The sequence below is a fragment of the Pseudomonas sp. BO3-4 genome (assembly GCF_034044115.1).
GTDB lineage: Bacteria > Pseudomonadota > Gammaproteobacteria > Pseudomonadales > Pseudomonadaceae > Aquipseudomonas > Aquipseudomonas alloputida.
The window spans coordinates 4,271,153-4,293,886 of the sequence record NZ_CP139018.1; the positions used below are offsets into that span (position 1 = coordinate 4,271,153).

The following is a 22,734-nucleotide window of genomic DNA, read 5'->3' on the forward strand; positions in this document are numbered from 1 at the left end:
GCAGGCCTAAGCTGCCTTGCCCCAGGCACACCCGTCAGCGCGCTAGTCGGAAGTATGGCTTGGCGTCATGACATACAAACGCTCAATTCATACGCCCGTTTGATTTGGGTGTGCACACATTCTCCGAAAAGATGGGCGTTGTCAAATGCTCACGAGCACGGCGAAAACGCGACTTTCCAGTCATTTTCTATCGTCCGGGTACAAAACATGATGACAGTGATCGCCGGTCATTCATGTCAGCGATTGACCACAAGCATTGGCTGACGGCTTTGCGCTTGCGCGGCGAGCCAGTGCGACTACACTGGCACTTGCTTGAATGAATAACCCGGCCTGCCTGGCCTTTTCTGCGCAGCAGAACGCAAAGCGGCGACTTGGCACCCCACCCCTTCAGGGTTATGCCGAGCCGCCGCTTTGTCGTTGCAGAACAGATTGACCAGCCTGGATGCCCCGTAGGAGCGGGTTTACCCGCGAAGCAGGCACCGCGCAGTTTGGCACCGGCTCTGCCGGTGTTCGCAGATGAATCCGCGCCTACAGGAGTCGCGCATGGGCGGCGCTCAAGCCAAGGTTTCGAGGGCGTAGGCAACATCCTGCAACACAGCAGTATCGCCACGTTCGGTCCAGTACAGGGCAATCATCCGCGCATCGGCCTCGACCTTGTACACACTCGCCGGCAAGCGCGACAACGCGCCCATGAAACGTGGGTCTTCGCAGGGCTCGCGCCACTGGTTCCACCACACCCCGGGGCTGACCTGCCAGAAGCTGAAGCTGTCCTCATGCCCACGGCGCCGGGCTCTGTGATACTGCGGGCAGGGGCTTGGCGGCTCCTTTTCCAGCCAGTGCGGCCACTGCTGCGGCGCCAGTTGCATGGCCAAACCCATGCGCCGCGCCTCCAGGCGCAACTTCATCTGCTCGCTCTGCTTGCGCGAGCTGCGCAGCCAGGAAAGCGGGCTGAGAATCAGCGCAAGGATTGACACCACCAGCAATACCGTCATATCAGTAGTTCCCATAAAGCGTTGCAAATGAGCTGGTTAGCCATTTTTCACGGAAGACCCGCCCGAAAGCGACCATACTTCTTCTATCGCGATTGCCAGGAGTACCGCTCATGGAATACGAACATTTGTTGGTCGCCGTCGACCTGACCGAAGAATGCGACCCGGTGATCAAGCGCGCCATGGCGCTCGCCAAACCTTCGAACGCCAAGGTATCGCTGGTGCATATCGTCGAGCCGATGGCGATGGCATTCGGCGGTGACGTGCCGATGGACCTGTCGCAGCTGCAACAGCAGCAGTTCGACCAAGCCAAGGAGCGCATGGAACGCCTGTTCAACAAGTACCCGGACATCCAGCGTGGCGATTCGCATCTGACCTACGGCCAACCGCGCCAGGAAATCCACCAGCTGGCCAAGGAGCAAAAGTGCGACCTGATCGTGGTGGGCAGCCATGGCCGTCATGGCCTGGCGTTGCTGCTGGGGTCCACGGCCAATGATGTGCTGCACGGCGCGCCGTGTGACGTGCTGGCGGTACGCTTGCTGAAGAAGGATTGACTGGACCTGAACCCGCCTCTTCGCGGGCCAGCCCGCGCCTGCAAGGGTATGGCAATCCCTGCAGGTGCGGCTTTACCCGCGAAGAGGCCGGAACAGGCTAACGCCAATCAGCCTTCCAGCTCAGCCCAGCGCTCCACCAATACATCCAGCTCGCCCTGCAGCTTCTCGATCCGTGCCAGCACCGCCGAAGTTTCTGCAATCGGCCGCTGATAGAAGCCCGCCGCATTCACTTCTTCCTGGGCTTCAGCCATACGCTGCTCCAGCTCATCAATCTGCCCCGGCAGCATCTCCAGCTCACGCTGCAGCTTGTAGCTCAGCTTCTTCTTCGAAGCGTCTTCCACCACCGGCGCCGCAACAGGCTCAGGCTTGGCCTCGACCTTCTCCACTACCGCGCTGTTGAGCGCAGACTTACCGCCCTTGCTCTCGGTCACACCCAGCAGCTTCGGCGAGCCGCCCTGGCGAATCCAGTCCTCGTAACCGCCCACATACTCACGCACCTTGCCCTCGCCTTCGAACACCAGGGTGCTGGTCACGACGTTGTCGAGGAAGGCCCGGTCGTGGCTGACCATCAGCACGGTGCCCTTGTAGTTGGACAGCACCTCTTCCAGCAGCTCGAGGGTTTCCACGTCCAGGTCGTTGGTCGGTTCGTCGAGTACCAGCAGGTTGGCCGGCTTGCTGAACAGCTTGGCCAGCAGTAACCGTGCACGCTCACCACCCGACAACGCCTTGACCGGCGTACGCGCGCGCTGGGGGCTGAACAGGAAGTCGCCCAGGTAGCTCAGCACGTGGCGGTTCTGGCCATCGATCTCGATGAAATCACGGCCTTCGGCCAGGTTGTCGATTACGGTCTTTTCCAGGTCGAGCTGGTGGCGCATCTGGTCGAAATAGGCCACCTCAAGCTTGGTGCCGCGCTCCACTTTGCCCGCAGTGGGCTCAAGGTCGCCCAGCATCATCTTGAGCAACGTGGTCTTGCCAGTGCCGTTTGCGCCCAGCAGACCGATGCGATCCTGCCGCTGCAGGACCATGGAAAAGTCCTTGACCAGCAGGGGGCCGTCCGCGTGATGGAAGCTGACATTTTCCAGCACCATCACCTGCTTGCCGGATTTGTCCGCGGCTTCGATCTGGATGTTGGCCTTGCCCTGTCGTTCACGGCGCTCGCCACGCTCCACACGCAGGGCCTTCAGTGCACGCACGCGGCCTTCGTTGCGGGTACGGCGGGCCTTGATACCCTGGCGGATCCACACTTCTTCCTGGGCCAGGCGCTTGTCGAACAGCGCGTTGGCGGTTTCTTCGGCGGCCAGTGCGGCCTCCTTGTGCACCAGGAAGCTGGCGTAGTCACCGTTCCAGTCGATCAGGCCGCCGCGGTCCAGTTCGAGGATACGGGTGGCCAGGTTCTGCAGGAACGAACGGTCGTGGGTGATGAACAATACCGCGCCGTTAAAGCCACGCAAGGCCTCTTCGAGCCAGGCGATGGCACCGATGTCCAAGTGGTTGGTCGGTTCGTCGAGCAGCAGCAGGTCGGGCTCGGACACCAGCGCCTGGGCCAGCAGTACGCGGCGGCGCCAGCCACCGGACAGCTCGGCCAGGGTCTTGTCGGCCGGCAGCTGCAGGCGGCTGAGTGTGCTTTCCACCACCTGTTGCAGGCGCCAGCCGTCGCGGGCCTCCAGCTCGTGCTGGACGTGCATGAGTTTTTCCAGGTCTTCATCGCCCTGGATGTTCATGCTCAGGTGGTGGAACTGCGCCAGCAATTCGCCCACGCCGTCCAGACCAGCGGCAACCACGTCGAACACCGTGCGCTCGTCGGCCACCGGCAACTCCTGTGGCAACTCACCGATCTTCAGGCCAGGCGCACGCCAGATTTCACCGTCGTCGCCCTTCTGCTCGCCCTTGACCAGGCGCAGCATGCTCGACTTGCCGGTGCCGTTGCGGCCGATGATGCACACCCGCTCGCCACGAGCGATCTGCCAGGACACTTTGTCCAGCAGCGGCATGGCGCCGAATGCGAGGGACACATCGCTGAATTTGAGCAGGGTCATGTTCGTCTCCATAAATCGGGCGCGCATTCTACCTGACTTGGCCCACGACGGCATCCGCCAGGCCAACCGGTGAGCACCTGGCGACATCTGGTCGAACTTAATATCCCGATACAAGCACAGTGCTTTCACCCACCGCCGGCAAACAGCTAAGCTAATGCAATAGCTTTCAATAGTGCTGGCTCCGCCGACACTTCCCATGGTTCAACTGCCCGGACGTATCATGCGCAGCCGCCTGTTACATATCGCATCCTGCCTGCTGCTTACCGCTGCCACCTGCGCAGCGCAGGCCACCGACCTGACCCTGCAACGCCAGTACTATGACGAGGCCAAGCGAGCGCTGGCCAAAGGCGACAAAGGCCCGTACCTGCGCTATGCCCAGGCCTTGAGCGACTACCCGCTGACGCCCTACCTGGCCTACGACGAACTCACCGCCCGCCTGAAAAGCGCCAGCAACCAGGAAATCGAAGGTTTCCTTGCCAAGCATGGCGACCTGCCCCAGGCCAACTGGATGAAACTGCGCTGGTTGCGCTGGCTGGCCGAACGCGGCGAGTGGGATACCTTCGTCAAGTACTACGACCCCAAGCTCAACTTCACCGAGCTGGACTGCCTCAACGGCCAATACCAGCTCAGCCACGGCTTGCGCGCCGAAGGTTACGCCACCGCCGACAAGCTGTGGAACGTCGGCAAATCGCAACCTGCCGCCTGCGACACGCTGTTCGGCATGTGGGCAGCCGAAGGCCAGCTGACCGAGGCCAAGCGCTGGGAACGCACCAAGCTGGCAGCCCAGGCACGCAACTACGGCCTGGCCAACACCCTGGTCAAGACCCTGACCACCCTCGGCCCGCAGGGGCGCCTGCTGATCGACGTCGCGCAGAAGCCCGAGCTGCTCAACCAGCCGTCGCGCTTTACCCCGGTCAACGAGGCCATGTCCGACGTGGTCAGCCTCGGCCTTCGTCGCCTGGCCCGGCAGGACCCGGAACGGGCCATGGCACTGCTCGACGATTACGCCCAGCGCATGCACTTCTCGCGTGACGAAAAGGTGGCCATCGCCCGCGAAATCGGCCTGACCCTCGCACGCCGCTACGACCCACGCGCGCTCGACCTGATGACCCGCTATGACCCCGAGCTGCGTGACAACACTGTCAGCGAATGGCGCCTTCGCCTGCTGCTGCGCCTGGGCCGCTGGGAGGACGCCTACGATCTGACCAAGCGCCTTCCCCAGGACCTGGCCAGCACCAGCCGCTGGAAGTACTGGCAGGCTCGCAGCCTGGAGCTGGCACAGCCCAACAACCCGCAGATCCCGCTGCTTTACAAGGCCGCAGCGCGTGAGCGTGACTTCTATGGCTTCCTCGCCGCCGACCGGGCACAGACACCGTACCAGCTGAACAACAAGCCGCTGCTGCTGAGCCCACAACTTGTCAAGAAGGTTCGCAACACGCCCGGCATCCAGCGCGCACTGGAATTCCACGCCCGCGGTCAGATCGTCGACGGCCGCCGTGAGTGGTACCACGTCAGCCGCCACTTCACCCGTGACGAAATGGTTGCGCAGGCACGCCTGGGCTATGAGCTGCGCTGGTACTTCCCGGCCATCCGCACCATCAGCCAGGCCCGGTACTGGGACGACCTGGACATCCGCTTCCCCATGGCCCACCGCGACACGCTGGTGCGTGAAGCCAAGGTTCGCGGCCTGCATTCGAGCTGGGTATTCGCCATCACTCGCCAGGAAAGCGCCTTCATGGAAGACGCACGCTCACCCGTGGGCGCCAGCGGCTTGATGCAACTGATGCCGGCCACAGCCAAGGAAACCGCACGCAAGTTCAGCATCCCGCTGGCCTCATCGGCGCAAGTGCTGAACCCGGACAAGAACATCCAGCTGGGTGCGGCCTACCTGAGCCAGGTACACAGCCAGTTCAACGGCAACCGGGTGCTGGCTTCGGCAGCCTACAACGCCGGCCCCGGGCGCGTGCGACAGTGGCTCAAAGGGGCCAAGCACCTGAGCTTCGATGTGTGGGTGGAGTCGATCCCGTTCGACGAAACACGCCAGTATGTTCAGAACGTGCTGTCGTATTCGGTGATCTACGGGCAGAAGCTGAATTCACCGCAGCCACTGGTGGATTGGCATGAACGGTATTTCGATGACATGTGATTGCTGTTGAGCCTGTACCGGCCTCTTCGCGGGTGAACCCGCTCCTACAAGGTTACGCGGTCGTTGTAGGAGCGGGTTCACCCGCGAAGAGGCCGGCACAGGCAACACACCTATTCCAGGATTTCTACTTCCATCCCCACCTCCAGCCACCCACTGCCATCCACAGCCAGGTTCTGGCCGAACAGTACGTCGCCTTCTTTTTCGCGGAAAGTCTTCAGCGTAGCCATCGGCTCACGGTCAGCGCTGCGCTCCCCGGTAGCCGGATCGATGGTCGTGAAGATGCACCGCACACTGGGCTTGAGCACGCGAAACACCAAGCTGCCGATGCGAATACGCTTCCAGGCATCCTCGGCAAACGGCTCCGCGCCCTGCACCACCAGGTTGGGCCGAAAGCGCCGCATCGACATGGGCCGGCCAATACGCCGGTTAAGCTCGTCCAGCGAGCCCTGCCCAATCAGCAGCAAGGGGAAGCCATCCGGAAACGCCGCACGGTCACTGTTGAAGCCGTAACCATTGGGCAGGTAACGCGCACGCTGCTCCGGGCAATGCACCAGGCGTACGGCTTTGCCCAGCAACTCACTCAACCAGGCCGCCGCGGCATCGCCAGCGTCCGGCACACGCAGGGTATCGCGCCAGATCGTCACGCCGCGCAGGGCGTCATCGGCAGGCGGTACAGGCACCCGCAACGGCGCCTGTCCAGGGGCTTGCAGCAGCAACTGGCCGCTGTCGTCATCGCTCGCGTCGATCTGGCCAAGTTGTGGCCAGGCACGCTGGGTCAGGAAGCGTCCGTTTTCTTCCTCGACCACCATCCAGCGCCGGTCGCCTTGCAACCCCAGCAACCCCACCGGTGATGCCTTCAGGCTTTGCGCCTGCCCCGACTTCACCGGGTATCGATACAACTCACTGAGAAACATCCCTGCTGCCTCGCTTCATGCCAAAAGCCAAGCTTATACCTGGCCGGCACAACGTTCACGCGGCGGTGGTATCCAGCAGCAGGCGCTGCTTGACCACATCGACCAGGCGATCAGGCTGGAACTTGGAAAGGAAGTTGTCACAGCCCACCTTCTTCACCATGGACTCGTTGAAACTGCCCGACAGCGAAGTGTGCAGCACCACATAGAGCTGGCGCAGACGGGCATCGCTGCGGATCTCGGTGGTCAGCCGATAGCCGTCCATTTCCGGCATTTCTGCATCGGTGAACACCATCAGCAGCTTTTCGCACACGTCCTCGCCGGCGTCGGCCCAGCCCTTGAGCATGCGCAGCGCCTTCAGGCCATCACTGGCCACGTGCAGCTTCATGCCCAACTGAGACAGGGTATCGCGCAATTGCGCCAAGGCCACACTGGAGTCGTCCACCAGCAGCACTTCGCGGCCGCGGGCCCGGGCCAGCACTGGGTCGGCGAGTTTGTCGCCAGAAACCCGGGCGTTGTAGGGCACGATTTCGGCCAGCACCTTTTCCACGTCGATCACTTCCACCAGCTTCTCATCAACCTTGGTGATGGCAGTCAGGTAGTGCTGGCGACCGGCACTGGAAGGCGGCGGCATGATCGACTCCCAGTTCATGTTGACGATGCGGTCGACACCGCCCACCAGGAAGGCCTGCACCGAGCGGTTGTATTCGGTGACGATGATGGTGCTGTCCGGCCCCGGCTGTAGCGGGCGCATACCGATCGCCTGAGACAGGTCGATCACCGGCAGGGTCTGCCCACGCAGGTTGACCACACCACAGACATAGGCGTGGCGCTGGGGCATCAGGGTCAGCTTGGGCAGTTGCAGTACTTCCTGCACCTTGAACACGTTGATCGCGAACAGCTGGCGACCGGCCAGACGAAACATCAGAATTTCCAGGCGGTTCTCACCCACCAGTTGCGTGCGTTGGTCTACCGTGTCGAGAATGCCAGCCATTGGAAAGCCCCCAGGCTTGAGTCTTAAAAGGTGAAATCATCTACCCTGTATCGGCGGCTTCACGCACACCTTGACCCCTGCGGGAAAATGCCGCGCAGATAATTGATATCACTTTACCATCATGCTTTACTGCCGACACGCCAGGGCAAATCAGGGGCACGACAAAAGTTCCCTACCCTAGCCCTTGATCAGGGAAACCCTTAGCGGCAATCGGGTGCAACCTGATGTTCGCGATATCCTTTAGCCATTAATGTGACGCCATTCTCATTGCATGAATGGAGTCAGGCTTTTGCTAGCTATCGTTTCGGCGTGCCCGCCCCCTGCGCCTACCCCACGCGCGGGGACTTGATGATGGACACTGCCTTATCGTTCGATGACGCCCTGCAGGGCTTCCTGCTGGATGCCCAGGTACTGCTGACCCAGGCCCAGGAATGCCTGCAGCATCTGGAGCTTATAGACAATGACCCGGATGCCTGCAGTTGCCTGAACAACACCCTCGACACTATCGCCCGTCAAGCTACGCGCCTTGGCCTGCGTGAAGTTGCCCACTACACCACCGCCCTGCAACAGTTGCTCGCCCCGGCCTGTCACGGTGGTTGCCTGCAGCGTGAAGCCCTACCCGCCATAGGGGCATGCCTGACCTTGCTGGCCTGGCAGTTGGAGCTGGTCGATAGCCGTACAGGGCGGCTGAACCTGGACATCGGCGAGCAACTGGTGCTGCTGGGTGAATTGGCCAAAGTCGTACAAGCACCCTTTGCGCCAGCCTGCGCGTCCTGCGATGAAGAAGGCAGCGCGTGCATTCACCCGCACAGTGACGTGGCAACCGGCAACCGCCCCAGCCGCTCTAATCGCATGCATTAACCTGACGCAAAGTGCAACTAAGCAACTTGATTGAAACCCGACCATGGTCGAACTTGGAAAGTTCACCAGGCTTTCGGTGCATGCCGTTGAATCATTGCCGCGCTAGTTACAGCACAAGTGGGTACAGCGCGATTAAAGGGTGGCACTTTGCTACCCGAAAAGGCCCGACCAGTAGGCGTTTCAACGCGTTACACGGCCGCGACCAATGCAATGCAAAGTGATAATATGCGCCCCCACAAACGCTTGCTGCCGGAACAACGGTGGCAAGAATGCGTGTTCGAAAAAACATCGAAAGTACTGCGCCAAAGCCTCTGACCAGCATTGTGCAAGGCCTCCATCAGCAATACTTCAGTGGCCTCCCTACCTATGTTTCCACGCTTGAAGACTTCTTTGCATTGCTGCTCCCGCGCCGCCGTGCTGCGTTGGGCAACGGTCGGGCTTTGCGTGGCCTCACTGGTTGCCAACATGGCGCTGTACCTGGCCAACCAGACAATCCCGGCCACCCTGCTGGTGCTGCAGTTGGTCGCCACGCTGGGTGCTGTTGTACAACTGGGCCTGAGCGCCAGGTCGATCCACCTGCGCCCGGCCGAGCTGGCCGAGCGCATGCTCAAGGTGCAAGAAGACGAGCGTCAGCATCTGAGCCGGGAACTGCACGACGACATCGGCCAACTGCTCACCGCTGCCAAGCTGCAACTGCAGTGGCTGCAACGGCGCATGCCCGAAGACTTGCAGGGGCACTGCGAGGCCCTGCGCAGCACGCTGGATGACACCCTCGGTAACGTGCGCGATGTTTCCGCGCTGCTCAACCCCCGGCAGTTGGCCAGCCTTGGCCTGGAGGCCAGCCTGCGCGCGCACCTGGTACGCACCCTGGCCAGCAGCGGCGTGCACTGGAGCCTGGCGTGCAACCAGCGCCTGGGCGGCATCGACGAAGCCGTGGCCATGGCGGTGTTCCGTATTACCCAGGAGGCAGTGACCAACATGCTGCGCCACGCCCAGGCACACAACCTGGTCATCCGCCTGCAACGCACCCCTGAGGGGCTGGCGTTGTCGATCCACGACGATGGTCGTGGTTTCGCCCCTGCCCGGCACCCGGCCGAGGCCGGTCAGCGCGGCTTGGCCGGCATGCAGGAGCGGGTAATCGCGCTGCAGGGCAGCCTCGACATCACCAGTCAGCCTGGCCGAGGCACGCAGATCGAAGCGATGTTCCCGTGGTCCCCGCGCACCCAGCAACGCGCCAGGAGTATTACCAACCATGACCTGTAGACTACTGCTGGTAGATGACCACTCGCTGATCCGCGCCGGGGTGCGCGCACTGGTCTGCGATATCCCCGGCTATGACGTGGTCGGCGAAGCCGACGACGGCAGCCAGCTACTCGACCAGGTACGCACACTGACACCCGACATCATCTTGCTGGACATCTCCATGCGTTCGACCAGCGGCCTGGACGCCCTCACCCAACTGCGGGCCAGCGGCAGTACCTGCAAAGTGCTGATCCTGTCCATGCACACCGACCCGGACCTGATCATGCGGGCCCTGGAAAGCGGTGCCCACGGCTACCTGCTCAAGGACACCAGCGCCACCGAGCTGGAACAGGCGCTGGGTGCCGTACGCCACGGTGAGCGCTACCTCAGCCCGGCCATCGCCCACACCGTCATCAACCAGGCGCTGCGGCACACCAAACTAGGCAAGCAAAGCGCTGGCGAACGGCATAATCTGACTTCACGGCAGCTTGAGATCCTCCGCCTGATCGTGCGCGGCAAGTCCACCCGGGAAATCGCGGCAGGCCTGGGCCTGTCAATCAAGACCGTGGAAACTCACCGCTCACAAATCATGAAGCGCCTGCAGATTCACGACGTGGCCGGCTTGGTGCTGTTCGCCGTACGCGAAAAAATCATCAGCCTGGATGACTGAGCAACGGTGACCCGGCCGGCAGGTGCAGGTGCAACGCCGCCGGCCTTGCCTGAAAGCGCAGGTTGGCAGCTTGCAACGGCTCGCCATCGAGGTTGATGTCCAACCCTTGCGAACTCTTGATCTCGACCCATGGCAGCCTGGCCCGAACGAACAGGCCGTCACCGCCCAACAGGTCCCGCAGAGCCCCCACCACTTCCTGTGGTGCAGGCAGAATAGCGACGTCAAGCAAACCGTCGTTGACCATGGCTTCGGGGCACAGCACCTGCCCGCCCCCAGCCTGTCGGCCATTGCCGATACCCAGCGCCAGCAAATCCCCTTGCCAGTGGAAGCCTGGCCCTTGTAGCTCTACCGAAGCTGCCTGTAGCTCACTGAAGCGGGATAACCCGGTGAACAGGTAGGCGGCAGCGCCCAGCACTTTCTTGAGGTCTTCGGAGGTATTGGCAGTGACCTGGCTGCCAAAGCCACCCGTGGCCATGTTGAGGAACAACTGATCGCCAGCCTGCCCCAAGTCTATTGGTTGTGGCGCGATATTCAGCAAGGCCAGCGCCGACGCTGGCTCCAGGGGGATGCCAGCGGCTTTGGCGAAATCGTTGGCCGTCCCCAATGGCAACAAGGTCAGGCTGGCGTTGGTAGCAGCCAAGCCCATGGCCTCGGCCACATCCCGCAACGTGCCGTCCCCGCCACCGGCGACGATATGGCTGTAACCCGCCGCCAGTGCCTCGGCGACCAGCCGTTGGGCGTCGCCCGCCTCCCAGGTAACCCGTACATCCAGCACCCAGCCGCTATCGCGCAGGTCGCGCACGGCGCTGCGCACGTCTTCGTTCATCGCCTGCTTGCCGTGCAGCACCAACATTGCCTTGCGCCCTTGCATGTGCGCGTCTCCGTAAAGTGGACCACCCCCTATCTCGACCACTGGCCCACCCGGATCGTTGCATGCCCTGGAAAAAACAGTGTGCCGGCGCCAAGCCTGCAACTGGTCACGTCGCCGGTCATTTTTTCCACACCTGACAATCCCGGCTATGCTCAGCAAATACCCCTATTGCCATGGACGCGCCCGGCAGTGGCTCCCCCACTGCTGCCAACGGGCGCGTTTTGCTATCTGCAGCCTTTCGCGAGGACTTCGGGTCATGCGCATTCTCTGGACACTGCCCTACCTGCCTTGGCCGACCACCAGCGGCCACAAGACCCGGCAATACCATCTGCTGCGCGCACTGGCCCAGCGCGGCCACCGGATTACCCTGCTGGTGCAGTCGAAGATCCCTCTCTGCGACGCAGCACGTGAGGCCCTTGAGCCCCTACTCGAACGCCTGATCGTGCTACCCCGCAGACCGCTGCACAGCCCACTCAACCTGTTGGCTTCACCCATCATCGACTACCCCATGCGGGCTATCATCAATGGCCTGGCGCCTTGCCTGCGGCACCGGTTCGAGCAACTGCTGGACGAACCCTGGGACGTGATCCAGATTGAGCACAGTTACAGCTTCCAGCCGTTCGAAAAAGCCCTGCAGGCCCGCAGGCTGCCCTACATGCTTAGCGAGCACACCCTGGAGTCGGTAATGGGCGGCGCCTGCCACGATCGCCTGCCGCTGTGGCTGCGCCCGCTCAACGCCTTCGACCGCTGGCGCTACCGGCGCTGGGAGCACCGTGTGCTGCGCCAGCCCACCGAACTGGTGGCAGTCAGCGCCCATGATGCCGAGCTGATCGCGCAGATCAGCGGGCGCCCGGTGAATGTGGTGGTTAACGGCGTGGACTGTGATTTCTACCAGCAGGTGCAACCTGCGCTGCACAGCCAGCGTCTGTTGTTCGTCGGCAATTTCGAATATGGCGCCAATCTGGAGGCCATCGAATGGGCTCTGGACGACATCATGCCGAAGGTGTGGATGAGCAACCCGGCGGTGCGCCTGGCGATTGCCGGACACGCCATGCCGGCCAACTGGAAGCTTCACTGGAACGACCCACGCATTGAATGGTTTGGCTACCGCCCCGACCTGCGTGAACTGCAACGACGTTCAGCGCTGTTCTTTGCTCCCCTGCGCTATGCCGGTGGCTCGAAGGTGAAAATCCTCGAAGCGATGGCCGCCGGCTTACCCGTGATCACCACCGACAAGGGCGTTTCAGGCCTGACCGTGAACAACGGCGAACACTACTTGGGCAGTGACGACGGTGATCAACTGGCATTGCTGATCACCCAGCTGCTCAATCAGCCCTGGCGCATGAGCCAGTTGAGCGATGCCGGGCGCCAGTTTGCCCGCCAGCGCCACGACTGGAGCGTGGCTGCCCAACAACTGGAGAATGTGCACATACGCCTGACCCAGGCGGCACCGGCCGAGGCCACGCCGCTGGCCAGTGCCTGGCTGGGCCGCTCAGCCAAGTAGCTCGCTGAAGGGGATGAATGGCACGATGTCGCCCTGCTTCGGCGTGCTGCCTTCACGCACTTCCACCAGGCCCTCCGCCCAGGCTGCGCTGCGCAGCACACCCGAGCTCTGGTTCTTGTAGATGCGCACGCGGCCCTGTTCGATGCGCGCGCGCAGGTATTCGCGACGCGTACCCGGCTTGGGCCAGTCAAACCCTGCCGGCATGTCGAACCGCAACGGCGTGACGTCAATCACACCCTGACGACGCAGCAGGTAGGGCCTGGTCAGCAGACCGAAGGTGACCAAGGTCGAGGCGGGGTTGCCCGGCAAGCCAATCACCGGCACGCCCTGGAAGTGGCCGAAGGTCAGCGGCTTGCCCGGTTTGATCGCCAGCTTCCACAACGCCAGTTCGCCGGCCTCGCGCAGGGCGGCACCGAGGTAGTCGGCCTCGCCCACCGAGACGCCTCCGGTGGACAGAATCAGGTCTACGCCACCCAGTTCAGTGAGGCAGGCTCGAGTGCGGGCCAGGTCATCCGGCAGGATGCCGGCATCGACCACTTCGCAACCCAGCCGCTGCAACCAGCTGACCAGCAGCCTGCGGTTGCTGTTGTAGATCTGCCCAGGCCCGAGCGGCAGGCCTGGCTCGACCAGTTCGTCGCCGGTGGACAGCACCGCCACTTTTACCTTGCGCACCACGTCCAGACGGCCATGCCCCAAGGTCGCCGCCAGGCCCAGTTCGATCGGCCCGAGGCGGGTGCCGGCGCTCATCACCTGCTCGCCCTTGCGGGTCTCCTGACCTTGAGGGCGTATGTTCTGCTCGGTGCGCAACGCTTCGAGAAAGCGCACCCGGCCATCTTCGAGTACTTCGGTGTTTTCCTGCATCTCGACGCAGTCGGCCCCCTCCGGCACAGGCGCGCCGGTGAAGATCCGTGCGCAGGTACCCGGTTGCAGCGGCTGGGGCGCATGGCCGGCGAAAATACGCTGGCTGACCGGCAGCGGCTGGCCCTGCCAATCAGCCAGGCGCAAGGCATAACCGTCCATGGCGCTGTTCGGCCAAGGCGGCAGGTCGAGGGAGGCCACCAGGTCAGTGGCCAGCACGCGGCCTTCGGCTTCGGCCAGCGGCAGGTTTTCGGTCTCGCGGATCGGTGCAGCTTCGGCCAGCGCCAGCAGTTGCTCCAGCGCCTGTTCCACCGGCATCAGCGGCCGGGCCTGGCTGACCTCAGCCACGGCTGTCACAGGCCGCTGCCTGCTTCAGGTGCGCCACGAAGTTGCACGGGCGATGACGGGCATCAAGCTGCTCGGCAAGGATGCCATCCCAACCGGTGCGCACAGCGTTGGTCGAGCCCGGCAGGCAGCACACCAGCGTGCCGTTGGCCAGCCCGGCCAAGGCTCGCGATTGCACGGTGGAGGTGCCAATGTCGGCCACGGAAATCTGCCGGAACAACTCACCAAAGCCGTCCACTTGCTTGTCCAGCAGGCAGGCCACCGCCTCGGGGGTGCTGTCGCGGCCAGTAAACCCGGTACCGCCGGTAATCAGCACCACTTGCACGCTGTCATCGGCGATCCAGGTGGCAACCTGGGCTCGGATCTTGTACAGGTCATCCTTGAGCAGCACGCGCTCGGCAAGGCGGTGACCGGCGGCGCTCAGGCGGTCGACGAACATCTGGCCAGACGTGTCGGTGTCGAAGGTACGGGTGTCGCTGACCGTGAGTACGGCGATGCTTAGCGCCACGAAGGGGGTATCTGCCTTGGCTTTCATGGGTGTCCGTCACAACAGGATGAGATGGACGCAGTTATATCACAGCGCACCTTTTCCAGCGTTGCCCCCCTCAGCCTTGCCTTGGGTCAAGAGAACGAATTAATCGCTATGCTGCACTTGGAGTGAACTTGCACTAACGTCCTGCGTCATAAAAGTCATCTAGCACCATCGCACTTGGAGAAACACGATGATCAAACGGACCCTACCCGCCTTCCTGCTTGCCTTGGGTTTGGGCGCCCTTGCTGGCTGCTCGACCCCAACCGTCATTACCCTGAACGATGGCCGGGAGATCCAGGCAACCGACAAACCGTCCTACGACGAAGACTCTGGCTTCTATGAATTCGAGCAACTCGACGGCAAGCGCACGCGCCTGAACAAGGACCAGATCCGCACCGTCAAAGAGCTCTGATCAAGGCCCCGTTCAGGCCATGGCCCTTTAAACAACAAGGGCTTGCGGGCAAAAACGGGATGCAGTAGGATTTTGGTCATCGGAGTGTAGCGCAGCCAGGTAGCGCGTCTCGTTCGGGACGAGAAGGCCGCAGGTTCGAATCCTGTCTCTCCGACCAAATCCTTGTCAAAAAGCCCGCCTTGCGCGGGCTTTTTGTTGTGTGCGAAAAATACGTCAGTGCGCCGCTTCAGCCTCCAGGGGCACATGCAACCCCTGCAGACCCAGTCAGGCGGTCAGCCGAGAGGTGACTTCGCCCAACTGCCCTGACAAACCATGCAGGCGCTGCCCCGCCTGCTCGGTATGCTGCACCGCTTCCTGGTTGGCCGTGGCAATCCGGGTAATTTCGATCAGGTTACGCGAGATATCTTCGGCCACGCTGGTCTGCTCCTCGGCCGCAGTGGCGATTTGCCGGTTCATGTCGCGGATCGCCTCCACCGCCTGGGTGATACGCTGCAGCATCTGCCCGGCCTGCTCGACCTGCTCAGCCCCTTCCTGGCTGCGTTGCTGGCCGCTTTCGATGGCCTTGACCGCCTCCACCGCCCCTGACTGTACCGCTTCGATGATCTGGTGAATTTCTGCAATCGACGCTGCCGTGCGTTGGGCCAGGCTGCGCACTTCATCGGCGACCACCGCAAAACCACGCCCGGCTTCGCCCGCACGGGCCGCTTCGATGGCCGCGTTAAGCGCCAGCAGGTTGGTCTGCTCAGCAATGCCGCGGATCACTTCCAGCACTTTGCCTATACGTGTGCTGTCATGCTCCAGGTCGCGAATTACCGACGCCGTGCCGGCAATTTCGCGGTTGACCGCGCCGATAATGTCGATGGTCTGCTGCATCACCTGCTCGCCGGCCTGAGCGCTGTGGTCGGCGTCATTGGCCGCGCGGGCAGCCTCGGCGGCGTGGCGAGCGACCTCTTGGGCAGTGGCGGACATTTCGTGCATGGCCGTGGCCACCTGGTCGGTACGCTGGAACTGGTCATGAGTACCGCGGGCCATGTCACCGGCAATACTGCGCAACTGGCCGCTGGCACCTTCCAGCTCCTGAGCGTTGTCCTGCAGCCGGCCGACAGTATCGGCAAGGAAGTCACGCAGGGTGTTGGCCGCCCGCGCCAGGCGCCCCAGCTCATCCTCCCGACGGCTGTCGACCCGGGCAGCAAAGCAGCCTTGGCTGAGCTGCGCGACGTACTCGATCAACTGGCGGATCGGCTCGATCAGGCTACGGTTGACCAGCCACAGGCTGAGCAGCCCCACCAGCACCGCAGAAGCCAGCATCACCAGCAGGCCCAACCATACCGTGCGCTCGGCACTGGCATTGATGCTGGCTGCACGCTGGTGGGCATCGGCGCGCAGTTGCTCGACCAGTTCGCTCATTTGCTCACTGGCGGCACGGTCCACGCCTTTGACCGCCCGGTCGCCCGCTACCGGGTCGCCGCCTGCCGCCAGGAAGGCCTGGCGACCTTGCGCATAGGCCTGGCCCAACTGGCGGTGGCTGTCGCGCAATTGCTGCAGCGACGCCTTGAGCCTGGCATCGCTGTTGTCGATCAATTGCCCGAGCAGTTGTTGTACTTGCTCTTCGCGGGCCTGGAACTGCTGCCAGTACTTGTCCATTTCCGCAGGCTGGCGCCCGCGCAACAGCACGTTCTTCCATTCCTGCACCTGGATCTTGAACTGCAGGTTGGCTTCGTCAATCAATTGCGAGGCCCGCAGCGGCCCGTCGACCAGCTCGGCGTAGCCCCGCACGCTGGACGACAGGAACTGGAAACACACCAGGGCGATCAGCAGCATCGCCAGCACACTGCCGCCGAGCAGCGAGAGAATTTGCACTCTGAGGGATTTACGCAACATCGAGGGTCTCGGAACCAGAGGGAGTAGGCTGAGGCCGCTGTGCAGCCTCATTACTGGCAGGCCAAAAAAAAGCTGCCATCACGCAATGGCAGCCAGGTCGAGCACTTACGCAACAGTTGAAGCAAATCTTCTCAGGCAATTACTACAGAAATGTTACAAAGCCACGACACGCTAGCCCGTGGTGAACTGCAGCGCTGCCAGCCGCGCATACAGCGGGCTGTCCTCGATCAACTGACGGTGGGTGCCCACCGCCACCAGCCGGCCTTGGTCGATGACCGCGATGCGCTCGGCATGCTGTACCGTGGCCAGGCGATGGGCGATCACCAGCGTGGTACGGCCGGCCATCAGGCTGGGCAGCGCTTGCTGGATCAAGTATTCGCTTTGTGCATCCAGGGCACTGGTGGCTTCGTCCAGCAACAGGATCGGCGCATCGACCAGCAAGGCCCGGGCAATCGCCAGGCGCTGGCGTTGCCCGCCGGAAAGGCCGATGCCGCCCTCCCCCAGTTGTGTCTGGTAGCCTTGGGGCAGTTGCCGGATGAATTCGTCGGCATGGGCGCCGCGGGCTGCTGCTTCGACTTCAGCCAAGGTCGCCTCGGGCCGGCCATAACGAATGTTGGCCTCCACCGTGCCACGGAACAGCGAGGGGTTTTGTGCCACCAAAGCAAACTGCCGGCGTAGCTGGTCGGGATCACATGCGGTAACCGGCTGGCCATCGAGCAGGATGCGCCCTTGTTGGGGGTCGTAAAAGCGCAGCAACAGATCGAACAGGGTCGACTTGCCTGCCCCGGAAGGGCCAACCAGGGCGACGGTCTGCCCGGGTTCGATGGTCAGGCTCAGGCCGTCGACAGCTGCCACCGTGGGCCGTGAAGGGTAAGCGAACACGACCTGTTGCAGCTCGATATGCCCGCTGGCCCGCGGCTGCGGCAGCACCTGCGCCACGTCGGGGGGCAGGATGGCACTTCGCGCTGCCAACAGTTCGGCAATGCGCTCGGCGGCACCCGCGGCCCGTTGCAGTTCGCCGATCACCTCACTGAGGGTACCGAAGGCACTGCCGACGATCAGGCTGTAGAACACGAATGCAGCCAGCTCGCCTGCGGATATACGCCCGGCGATCACATCCATGCCGCCGACCCACAGCATCACCCCCACCGCCCCCAACACCAGCACGATCACCAGGGTTATCAGCCAGGCACGCTGTGTAATCCGCTTGCGGGCAACAGTAAACGCTGCTTCGACCGTATCGGCGAACAGTTCGCGGTCGTGCGCCTGGTGGTTGTAGGCCTGCACGGTCTTGATCTGCCCCAGCGTTTCAGCCACGTAGCTGCCCACATCGGCGACCCTGTCCTGGCTCTGCCGCGACAGGCTGCGCACCCGACGGCCGAACAACAGGATCGGTGCCAACACCAGCGGCAGCGTTACCACCACGATGCTGGTGAGCTTGGGGTTGGTGATGAACAGCAATACCACACCGCCAATGACCATCAGCGCGTTGCGCAGGAACATCGACAGCGATGAACCGATCACTGATTGCAGCAAGGTGGTGTCCGCAGTCAGCCGAGACTGGATCTCGGAGCTGCGGTTGTCCTCGAAAAAACCTGGGTGCAGGCCGATCAGGTGATCGAAGACCGCACGACGGATATCGGCCACACAACGCTCGCCAATCCACGACACCAGATAGAAACGGCTGAAGGTACCCACCGCCAGCGCCAGCACCAGCAGCAGGAACAGCCCGATGGTCTGATTGAGCTGATGCGCGGAGCGGGTCATGAAGCCTTGATCCACCAGCAGGCGGATGCCTTGGCCCATCGACAGGGTAATGGCAGCGGTGACCACCAGCGCCAGCAATGCCAGCAGCACCTGGCGGCGATAAGGGCGAACGAACTGCCAAGCCAGGCGCAAGGCGCGGCGTTGGCGCGGAGAAACCGATTCGGGCATGGCAACGACCACAAAGGGTGGGGAAGCCGCAGCCTACCACTCATCCCGGTCGGGAGACTGCATGAAGGTTGCTATAACGCATCGATCTAACCAGCTTATGGAGCTTTCACAGGGTTTCTGCTGGACTGTTGCTGCCGTGACCCAGAAGCTGTCACAGACCAGTCACGGCGCAGGGCTACCCTGAGCTTGAACCTGAAGAGGAGACAGTGCATGAGCTTGCAGCATGGCAGTGATAACCAGAAGCCCCAAACCTCCCCGCAACCGCAAGTATGCGGTTCGATCATCGACGCCAAGGGGCGCGAAGTGCCGATCACCGAGCAGATGATCCAGCAGGCCTGCAAGGCCCTGGAAGAAAGCCGTGTCGAGCGCGTACGCAAAGGTTGATCGGCGAATTTTTTGCAACCCGGCGCTTGCGCCGGGTTTTTATTGGCCCAGCCAGTGGGCTTGGCCGCCCCCACAGGTAACCGCACCTACCTGCAAGATCAAGGCAAGGCGTGCTTAGACCAACACCCCACCCAGGGCACTGACCAACTGCGCCAACTGCGGCGCCTCCCCGTGCAAGCGCACGGCCAGCCCCTCGATCTCGCGCCTTGGCGGGTATTGCTTGCGCAACTGGTCGAACGCCGCTCGCTGTTGCTGCGGATCATCGCTGAGGCTACGGCGGAAATCGGCATCATCACGGCGCGGGTCATATACGGCGCGACACAGGGTGGCCAAGGCCCATGACAGGTCGGTGCTGGCATCCAGCTCGATCTGCGCCAGCGGTGGCTTGGGCAGCAGCTCGGCCAGTCGCAGCTGCTCATTCACACCGAGGAAGCGGCACAGCGCCTGGTAGATCTGCGCCGTGCCACGCTGGCGGCCATCGAGGCTATAGCCGGCAATGTGCGGCGTAGCCAGGGTGCACAGGTCCGCCAACTGCAGGTCGACCTGCGGCTCCCCTTCCCACACATCCAGCACCGCGTGCACGTCTTCACGGTCCAGCAGCAGCTCGCGCAGGGCCACGTTGTCCACTACCGGGCCACGGCTGGCGTTTACCAGCCAGGCACCCGGGCGCAACTGTGCCAGCTGCGCCTGCCCCAGCAGGTGCCAGGTCGGGTGCTGGCCGCCGCGTTGCAACGGGGTATGCAAGCTGATCACATCGCACTGCTGCAGGATGGTTTCGAGGCTGACGTAGTCGCCGCCCTCCGCGGCCTGACGCAATGGGTCGCACACCAGCACCTTCCAGCCCAGGCCATGCAGCACCCGCACGAGGCGGCCACCCACTTCACCCGCGCCGACAACGCCATACACGCGCTCAGGCAATGCCACGCCATCCAGTTCGGCCAGGGTCAGCAGGCTGCCCAGCACGTAATCGACCACGCCGCGGGCATTGCAGCCAGGTGCGCTGCTCCAGCGGATGCCAGCTTCTGCAAAGTAGTCCAGGTCCAGGTGATCAGTGCCGATGGTGCACGTGCCGACAAAGCGTACGCGGCTGCCTTCGAGCAACTGACGGTCGACCTTGGTCACCGAGCGCACCAGCAGGATATCGGCGTCCTTGACGCTGGCAGCATCGAGGCTTCGGCCGGGGTAGCGGCGAATTTCACCGAAACCCTGGAAGAAGGCATCGAGCAGCGGGATGTTCTCGTCGGCAACTATCAGCATGGCGCTCTCCTGTCTGGGGAGCGCAGTGTAGGCGCAACGCCGGGCGTGTTCCAGAGCGATTCAGTCGGCTTTCTTGCGGATCCAGTACAGGAAAGTGCCGGCGTCCTCTTGTTGCTGCAGCAGCTCGTGGCCGAGGAAGTTGCAGAACTTGGGGATGTCGCGGCGGGTCGACGGGTCGGTGGCGATGACCTTGAGCAGGCCGCCGGCGGCCAGGTTGCGTACGTGCTGGTGCAGCATCATCACGGGTTCCGGGCAGTTCAGGCCGGTGGCATCGAGGATGGCGTCGGGGGTGAAATCGGTCATGGGGGGCTCCGAAAATGATCGCTATTGTCGCGCATAGCGCGACGCGGTCCAAGCACGGCTTTCAAACCCAGCGCTCTTGATCTTGATCTTGATCTTGATCTTCGCGACTTCAGGAGGCCGAACGCAGGCCTTGCGAAGGGAGGTGACGGGCATGGATGCCCGTCAAGCGCTGGGCCCCAGGATGGGGCCTGCAGCGCGGTCCTCCCGGGAGCGAGGCCGGAGAGAGGGAACCCCGGAGCGCAGCGCAGGGGCCGGATGATGGGAGCGCAGCGTTTTTTGGTTACTTTTTGTCGCGTTTGACAAAAAGTGACTCGCCGTAAGGGCGAAAAGGTGAGTCAGAGTCGCCATCGCAAACGGACGGTTCGCTGAGTCAAAACAGACGAATTTGCTTCTTGCTTCTTGGATGTGAGCATCCACATCAAGTAGGTATTCATTTGCGAAGGTGGCGCATAGTCACCTTTCCGCCCTTACGGCGGGTCCCTTTTTGTCGTGGCAAAAAGGAACCAAAAACCGTCGGCTCCCATCATCCGGCCCCTGCGCTGCGCTCCGGGGTCCCCTCGCTCCGGGCTTGCTCCCGGGAGGACCGCGCTGCAGGCCCCATCCTGGGGCCCAGCGCTTGACGGGCATCCATGCCCGTCACCTCCCTTCGCAAGCCCTGCACTCGGCCTCCTGAAGTCGCAATCTGCGTCGCCTGAACTATCGCGCGCTTAGAAGCAACAGCAAAAGCAGACGCAGAAGCACAAGCACAAGCAGAAGCAGAAGCAGAAGCAGAAGCAGAACGACGCGCTGGCCTCAGCGGGGCTTCAAGTCGAGCCGCCGCAGGTGGCAGGTTACTTCTTCACGGTCGTGGTACAGCTGCTTGCAGGCAATCGACACCTTGATCTTGCGTGCCTTGAATGTTGCCTCCATACGGTCGAGCAGGCGCCGTACTTCGGCATAACGCTGCTTCATCGGCAACTTCAGGTTGACCACCGCCTCGCGGCACAGCCCCTCACCCAGCCAGGTTTCAATCAGCGAGGTGGTACGCGCCGGCTTCTCGACGATATCGCACACCATCCAGTCTACCGGCTGCTTCGGCTGCCAGGTAAACCCATCGGCCATCAAGTGCTGGACCAGGCCTGTGTCCATCAGGCTTTCGGCCATCGGCCCGTTATCGATGGCTGTCACCAGCATGCCACGGCGCACCAGCTGGTAGGTCCAGCCACCCGGTGAGGCTCCCAGGTCGACGCCGGTCATGTCATCCCCCAGGCGCTGCTCCCACTGCTCACGCGGAATGAACTGGTGCCAGGCTTCTTCCAGCTTGAGTGTCGAACGGCTAGGTGCCTCACGAGGGAACTTCAGGCGTGGGATGCCCATGGGCCACAAGGCGCTGTTGCTGGCCGATGCAACACCGACAAATACCCGCCGGCCGCTGATGAAGGTCAGCAGCAAGCGTGGGCGGCCAGGGTCGTCGACCAGGCGGCCGGCCTTCTCCAGGGCCTTGCGCAACGGCACTTCGAACTTTCGGCAGAAGGTGGACAATTCCTTGCCTTCGTTGCTGTCCAGCACCTCCAGCCAAAGGCTACCGAACACCGGGAAGTCAGCCAACTGCGCCAGCAGTACGCTGATGCGGTCACTTTCCGGCAGTTCGACGTAACCGCCACGTGCCCACTGCCGCGGGAAAATCAGCTGGTTGAAACGCAGTTCCCCCATCAAGCGCTCGGCACCGCCCTCCTCGCTACAGACAAACTCGGCACTGGCACTTTGCGGCTTGCCTTTGGCATAGCCGGCAACACCCAGGCGGGCGGCATGTTCGCTGATTTCGGCGCAAACCTCGCCCTCGAAACCGGGCCGGCAATGCATGAACAGGGTATTCATCTCTCACTCCACGACGGCTGGCGCACCACAGGCGCCGGCAGGGCGGCGATGATAAAGGAAGTTCGGAACCTGCGACACGCCCCGCCGGTCCAGAAAAGGGTCAGGTAGCGTAAACCGGTCTAACCTGACCATTCAGCCAGGTCCGTGCCGTGCGGACCGACACAGAGCGGTGCTGCCGGCAAACCGTGAATA

The 22,734-nt window shown here is 62.7% G+C and carries 20 protein-coding genes, 1 tRNA gene and 1 pseudogene; 9 read left to right on the plus strand and 13 right to left on the minus strand.

Annotated elements, in window-relative coordinates; all coding sequences use genetic code 11:
• Window positions 1-554: 554 nt before the first annotated feature.
• Entirely contained in the window at window positions 555-992 is a 438-nt protein-coding gene (locus tag REH59_RS19780) for a hypothetical protein (RefSeq protein ID WP_003248762.1), read from the minus strand.
• Between the two features lie 110 nt (window positions 993-1,102).
• On the opposite strand from REH59_RS19780, the gene REH59_RS19785 reads away from it, so the two are divergent.
• On the plus strand, window positions 1,103-1,543 hold the full coding sequence (locus tag REH59_RS19785) for a universal stress protein (protein ID WP_003248761.1): 441 nt from the start codon (window positions 1,103-1,105) through the stop codon (window positions 1,541-1,543).
• A 107-nt stretch (window positions 1,544-1,650) separates the two neighbouring features.
• Here REH59_RS19785 and REH59_RS19790 read toward each other — a convergent pair whose 3' ends face one another.
• Window positions 1,651-3,579, minus strand: a complete 1,929-nt coding sequence (locus REH59_RS19790; protein ID WP_003248759.1) for an ATP-binding cassette domain-containing protein — start codon at window positions 3,577-3,579, stop codon at window positions 1,651-1,653.
• A gap of 220 nt (window positions 3,580-3,799) precedes the next feature.
• Here REH59_RS19790 and REH59_RS19795 point away from each other — a divergent pair, with 220 nt between their 5' ends.
• Window positions 3,800-5,725, plus strand: coding sequence for a transglycosylase SLT domain-containing protein (locus REH59_RS19795; protein WP_014859341.1), 1,926 nt, complete (start codon window positions 3,800-3,802; stop codon window positions 5,723-5,725).
• A gap of 110 nt (window positions 5,726-5,835) precedes the next feature.
• On the opposite strand, the gene REH59_RS19800 is transcribed toward REH59_RS19795, so the two are convergent.
• Together REH59_RS19800 and REH59_RS19805 are read right to left on the minus strand one after the other, a co-directional pair.
• Complete coding sequence (locus tag REH59_RS19800) at window positions 5,836-6,639, minus strand: MOSC domain-containing protein (protein ID WP_014859340.1); 804 nt, start codon at window positions 6,637-6,639, stop codon at window positions 5,836-5,838.
• Between the two features lie 55 nt (window positions 6,640-6,694).
• Window positions 6,695-7,630, minus strand: coding sequence for a chemotaxis protein CheV (locus tag REH59_RS19805; RefSeq protein WP_003248753.1), 936 nt, complete (start codon window positions 7,628-7,630; stop codon window positions 6,695-6,697).
• A 351-nt stretch (window positions 7,631-7,981) separates the two neighbouring features.
• Here REH59_RS19805 and REH59_RS19810 point away from each other — a divergent pair, with 351 nt between their 5' ends.
• The 3 genes from REH59_RS19810 (at window position 7,982) to REH59_RS19820 (ending at window position 10,403) form a co-directional block, all read left to right on the plus strand.
• Entirely contained in the window at window positions 7,982-8,491 is a 510-nt protein-coding gene (locus REH59_RS19810) for a hypothetical protein (RefSeq protein ID WP_003248752.1), read from the plus strand.
• A gap of 366 nt (window positions 8,492-8,857) precedes the next feature.
• The gene (locus REH59_RS19815; RefSeq protein ID WP_014859338.1) at window positions 8,858-9,754 is read left to right on the plus strand and encodes a sensor histidine kinase; all 897 of its coding nucleotides are present in this window, start codon (window positions 8,858-8,860) and stop codon (window positions 9,752-9,754) included.
• Window positions 9,744-10,403, plus strand: coding sequence for a response regulator (locus REH59_RS19820; protein WP_014859337.1), 660 nt, complete (start codon window positions 9,744-9,746; stop codon window positions 10,401-10,403). Before REH59_RS19815 ends, REH59_RS19820 begins: the two co-directional genes overlap by 11 nt.
• Here REH59_RS19820 and yegS read toward each other — a convergent pair.
• On the minus strand, window positions 10,387-11,274 hold the full coding sequence (yegS, locus tag REH59_RS19825; protein WP_003248746.1) for a lipid kinase YegS: 888 nt from the start codon (window positions 11,272-11,274) through the stop codon (window positions 10,387-10,389). The genes REH59_RS19820 and yegS overlap by 17 nt on opposite strands.
• Window positions 11,275-11,530: 256 nt before the next feature.
• On the opposite strand from yegS, the gene REH59_RS19830 reads away from it, so the two are divergent.
• Window positions 11,531-12,778, plus strand: coding sequence for a glycosyltransferase family 4 protein (locus tag REH59_RS19830; protein WP_014859336.1), 1,248 nt, complete (start codon window positions 11,531-11,533; stop codon window positions 12,776-12,778).
• On the opposite strand, the gene glp is transcribed toward REH59_RS19830, so the two are convergent.
• Both glp and moaB read right to left on the minus strand, forming a co-directional pair.
• Entirely contained in the window at window positions 12,767-13,993 is a 1,227-nt protein-coding gene (glp, locus tag REH59_RS19835; RefSeq protein WP_014859335.1) for a gephyrin-like molybdotransferase Glp, read from the minus strand. The genes REH59_RS19830 and glp overlap by 12 nt on opposite strands.
• Window positions 13,977-14,516, minus strand: a complete 540-nt coding sequence (gene moaB / locus REH59_RS19840; protein ID WP_003248741.1) for a molybdenum cofactor biosynthesis protein B — start codon at window positions 14,514-14,516, stop codon at window positions 13,977-13,979. The genes glp and moaB overlap by 17 nt, the downstream gene beginning before the upstream one ends.
• Window positions 14,517-14,703: 187 nt before the next feature.
• Here moaB and REH59_RS19845 point away from each other — a divergent pair, with 187 nt between their 5' ends.
• Together REH59_RS19845 and REH59_RS19850 are read left to right on the plus strand one after the other, a co-directional pair.
• The gene (locus REH59_RS19845; RefSeq protein ID WP_003248738.1) at window positions 14,704-14,925 is read left to right on the plus strand and encodes a YgdI/YgdR family lipoprotein; all 222 of its coding nucleotides are present in this window, start codon (window positions 14,704-14,706) and stop codon (window positions 14,923-14,925) included.
• 80 nt (window positions 14,926-15,005) lie between these two features.
• Window positions 15,006-15,082 (plus strand) — tRNA-Pro (locus tag REH59_RS19850).
• Between the two features lie 107 nt (window positions 15,083-15,189).
• Here REH59_RS19850 and REH59_RS28845 read toward each other — a convergent pair.
• The 3 genes and pseudogenes from REH59_RS28845 to REH59_RS19860 all read right to left on the minus strand — a co-directional run bounded on the left by REH59_RS28845 (window position 15,190) and on the right by REH59_RS19860 (window position 18,741).
• Window positions 15,190-15,957: a methyl-accepting chemotaxis protein gene (locus REH59_RS28845; RefSeq protein ID WP_416220978.1), complete on the minus strand. Its 768-nt coding sequence runs from the start codon at window positions 15,955-15,957 to the stop codon at window positions 15,190-15,192.
• Between the two features lie 165 nt (window positions 15,958-16,122).
• Window positions 16,123-16,857 (minus strand): annotated as a pseudogene (locus tag REH59_RS28850) (methyl-accepting chemotaxis protein); the annotation flags it as partial.
• 120 nt (window positions 16,858-16,977) lie between these two features.
• Complete coding sequence (locus REH59_RS19860; RefSeq protein WP_014859333.1) at window positions 16,978-18,741, minus strand: ABC transporter transmembrane domain-containing protein; 1,764 nt, start codon at window positions 18,739-18,741, stop codon at window positions 16,978-16,980.
• A 210-nt stretch (window positions 18,742-18,951) separates the two neighbouring features.
• On the opposite strand from REH59_RS19860, the gene REH59_RS19865 reads away from it, so the two are divergent.
• Window positions 18,952-19,125, plus strand: coding sequence for a PA1571 family protein (locus REH59_RS19865; RefSeq protein WP_003248731.1), 174 nt, complete (start codon window positions 18,952-18,954; stop codon window positions 19,123-19,125).
• Window positions 19,126-19,239: 114 nt separating this feature from the next.
• Here the strand turns inward: REH59_RS19865 and pdxB are convergent, their stop codons facing one another.
• The 3 genes from pdxB to rlmM form a co-directional block, all read right to left on the minus strand.
• Window positions 19,240-20,382 (minus strand): 4-phosphoerythronate dehydrogenase PdxB, encoded by a 1,143-nt coding sequence (gene pdxB / locus REH59_RS19870; protein WP_320450344.1) that lies wholly within the window; start codon window positions 20,380-20,382, stop codon window positions 19,240-19,242.
• A 60-nt stretch (window positions 20,383-20,442) separates the two neighbouring features.
• Window positions 20,443-20,685: a sulfurtransferase TusA gene (gene tusA / locus REH59_RS19875; protein ID WP_003248727.1), complete on the minus strand. Its 243-nt coding sequence runs from the start codon at window positions 20,683-20,685 to the stop codon at window positions 20,443-20,445.
• Between the two features lie 792 nt (window positions 20,686-21,477).
• On the minus strand, window positions 21,478-22,542 hold the full coding sequence (gene rlmM / locus REH59_RS19880) for a 23S rRNA (cytidine(2498)-2'-O)-methyltransferase RlmM (protein WP_003248725.1): 1,065 nt from the start codon (window positions 22,540-22,542) through the stop codon (window positions 21,478-21,480).
• Window positions 22,543-22,734: the final 192 nt, after the last annotated feature.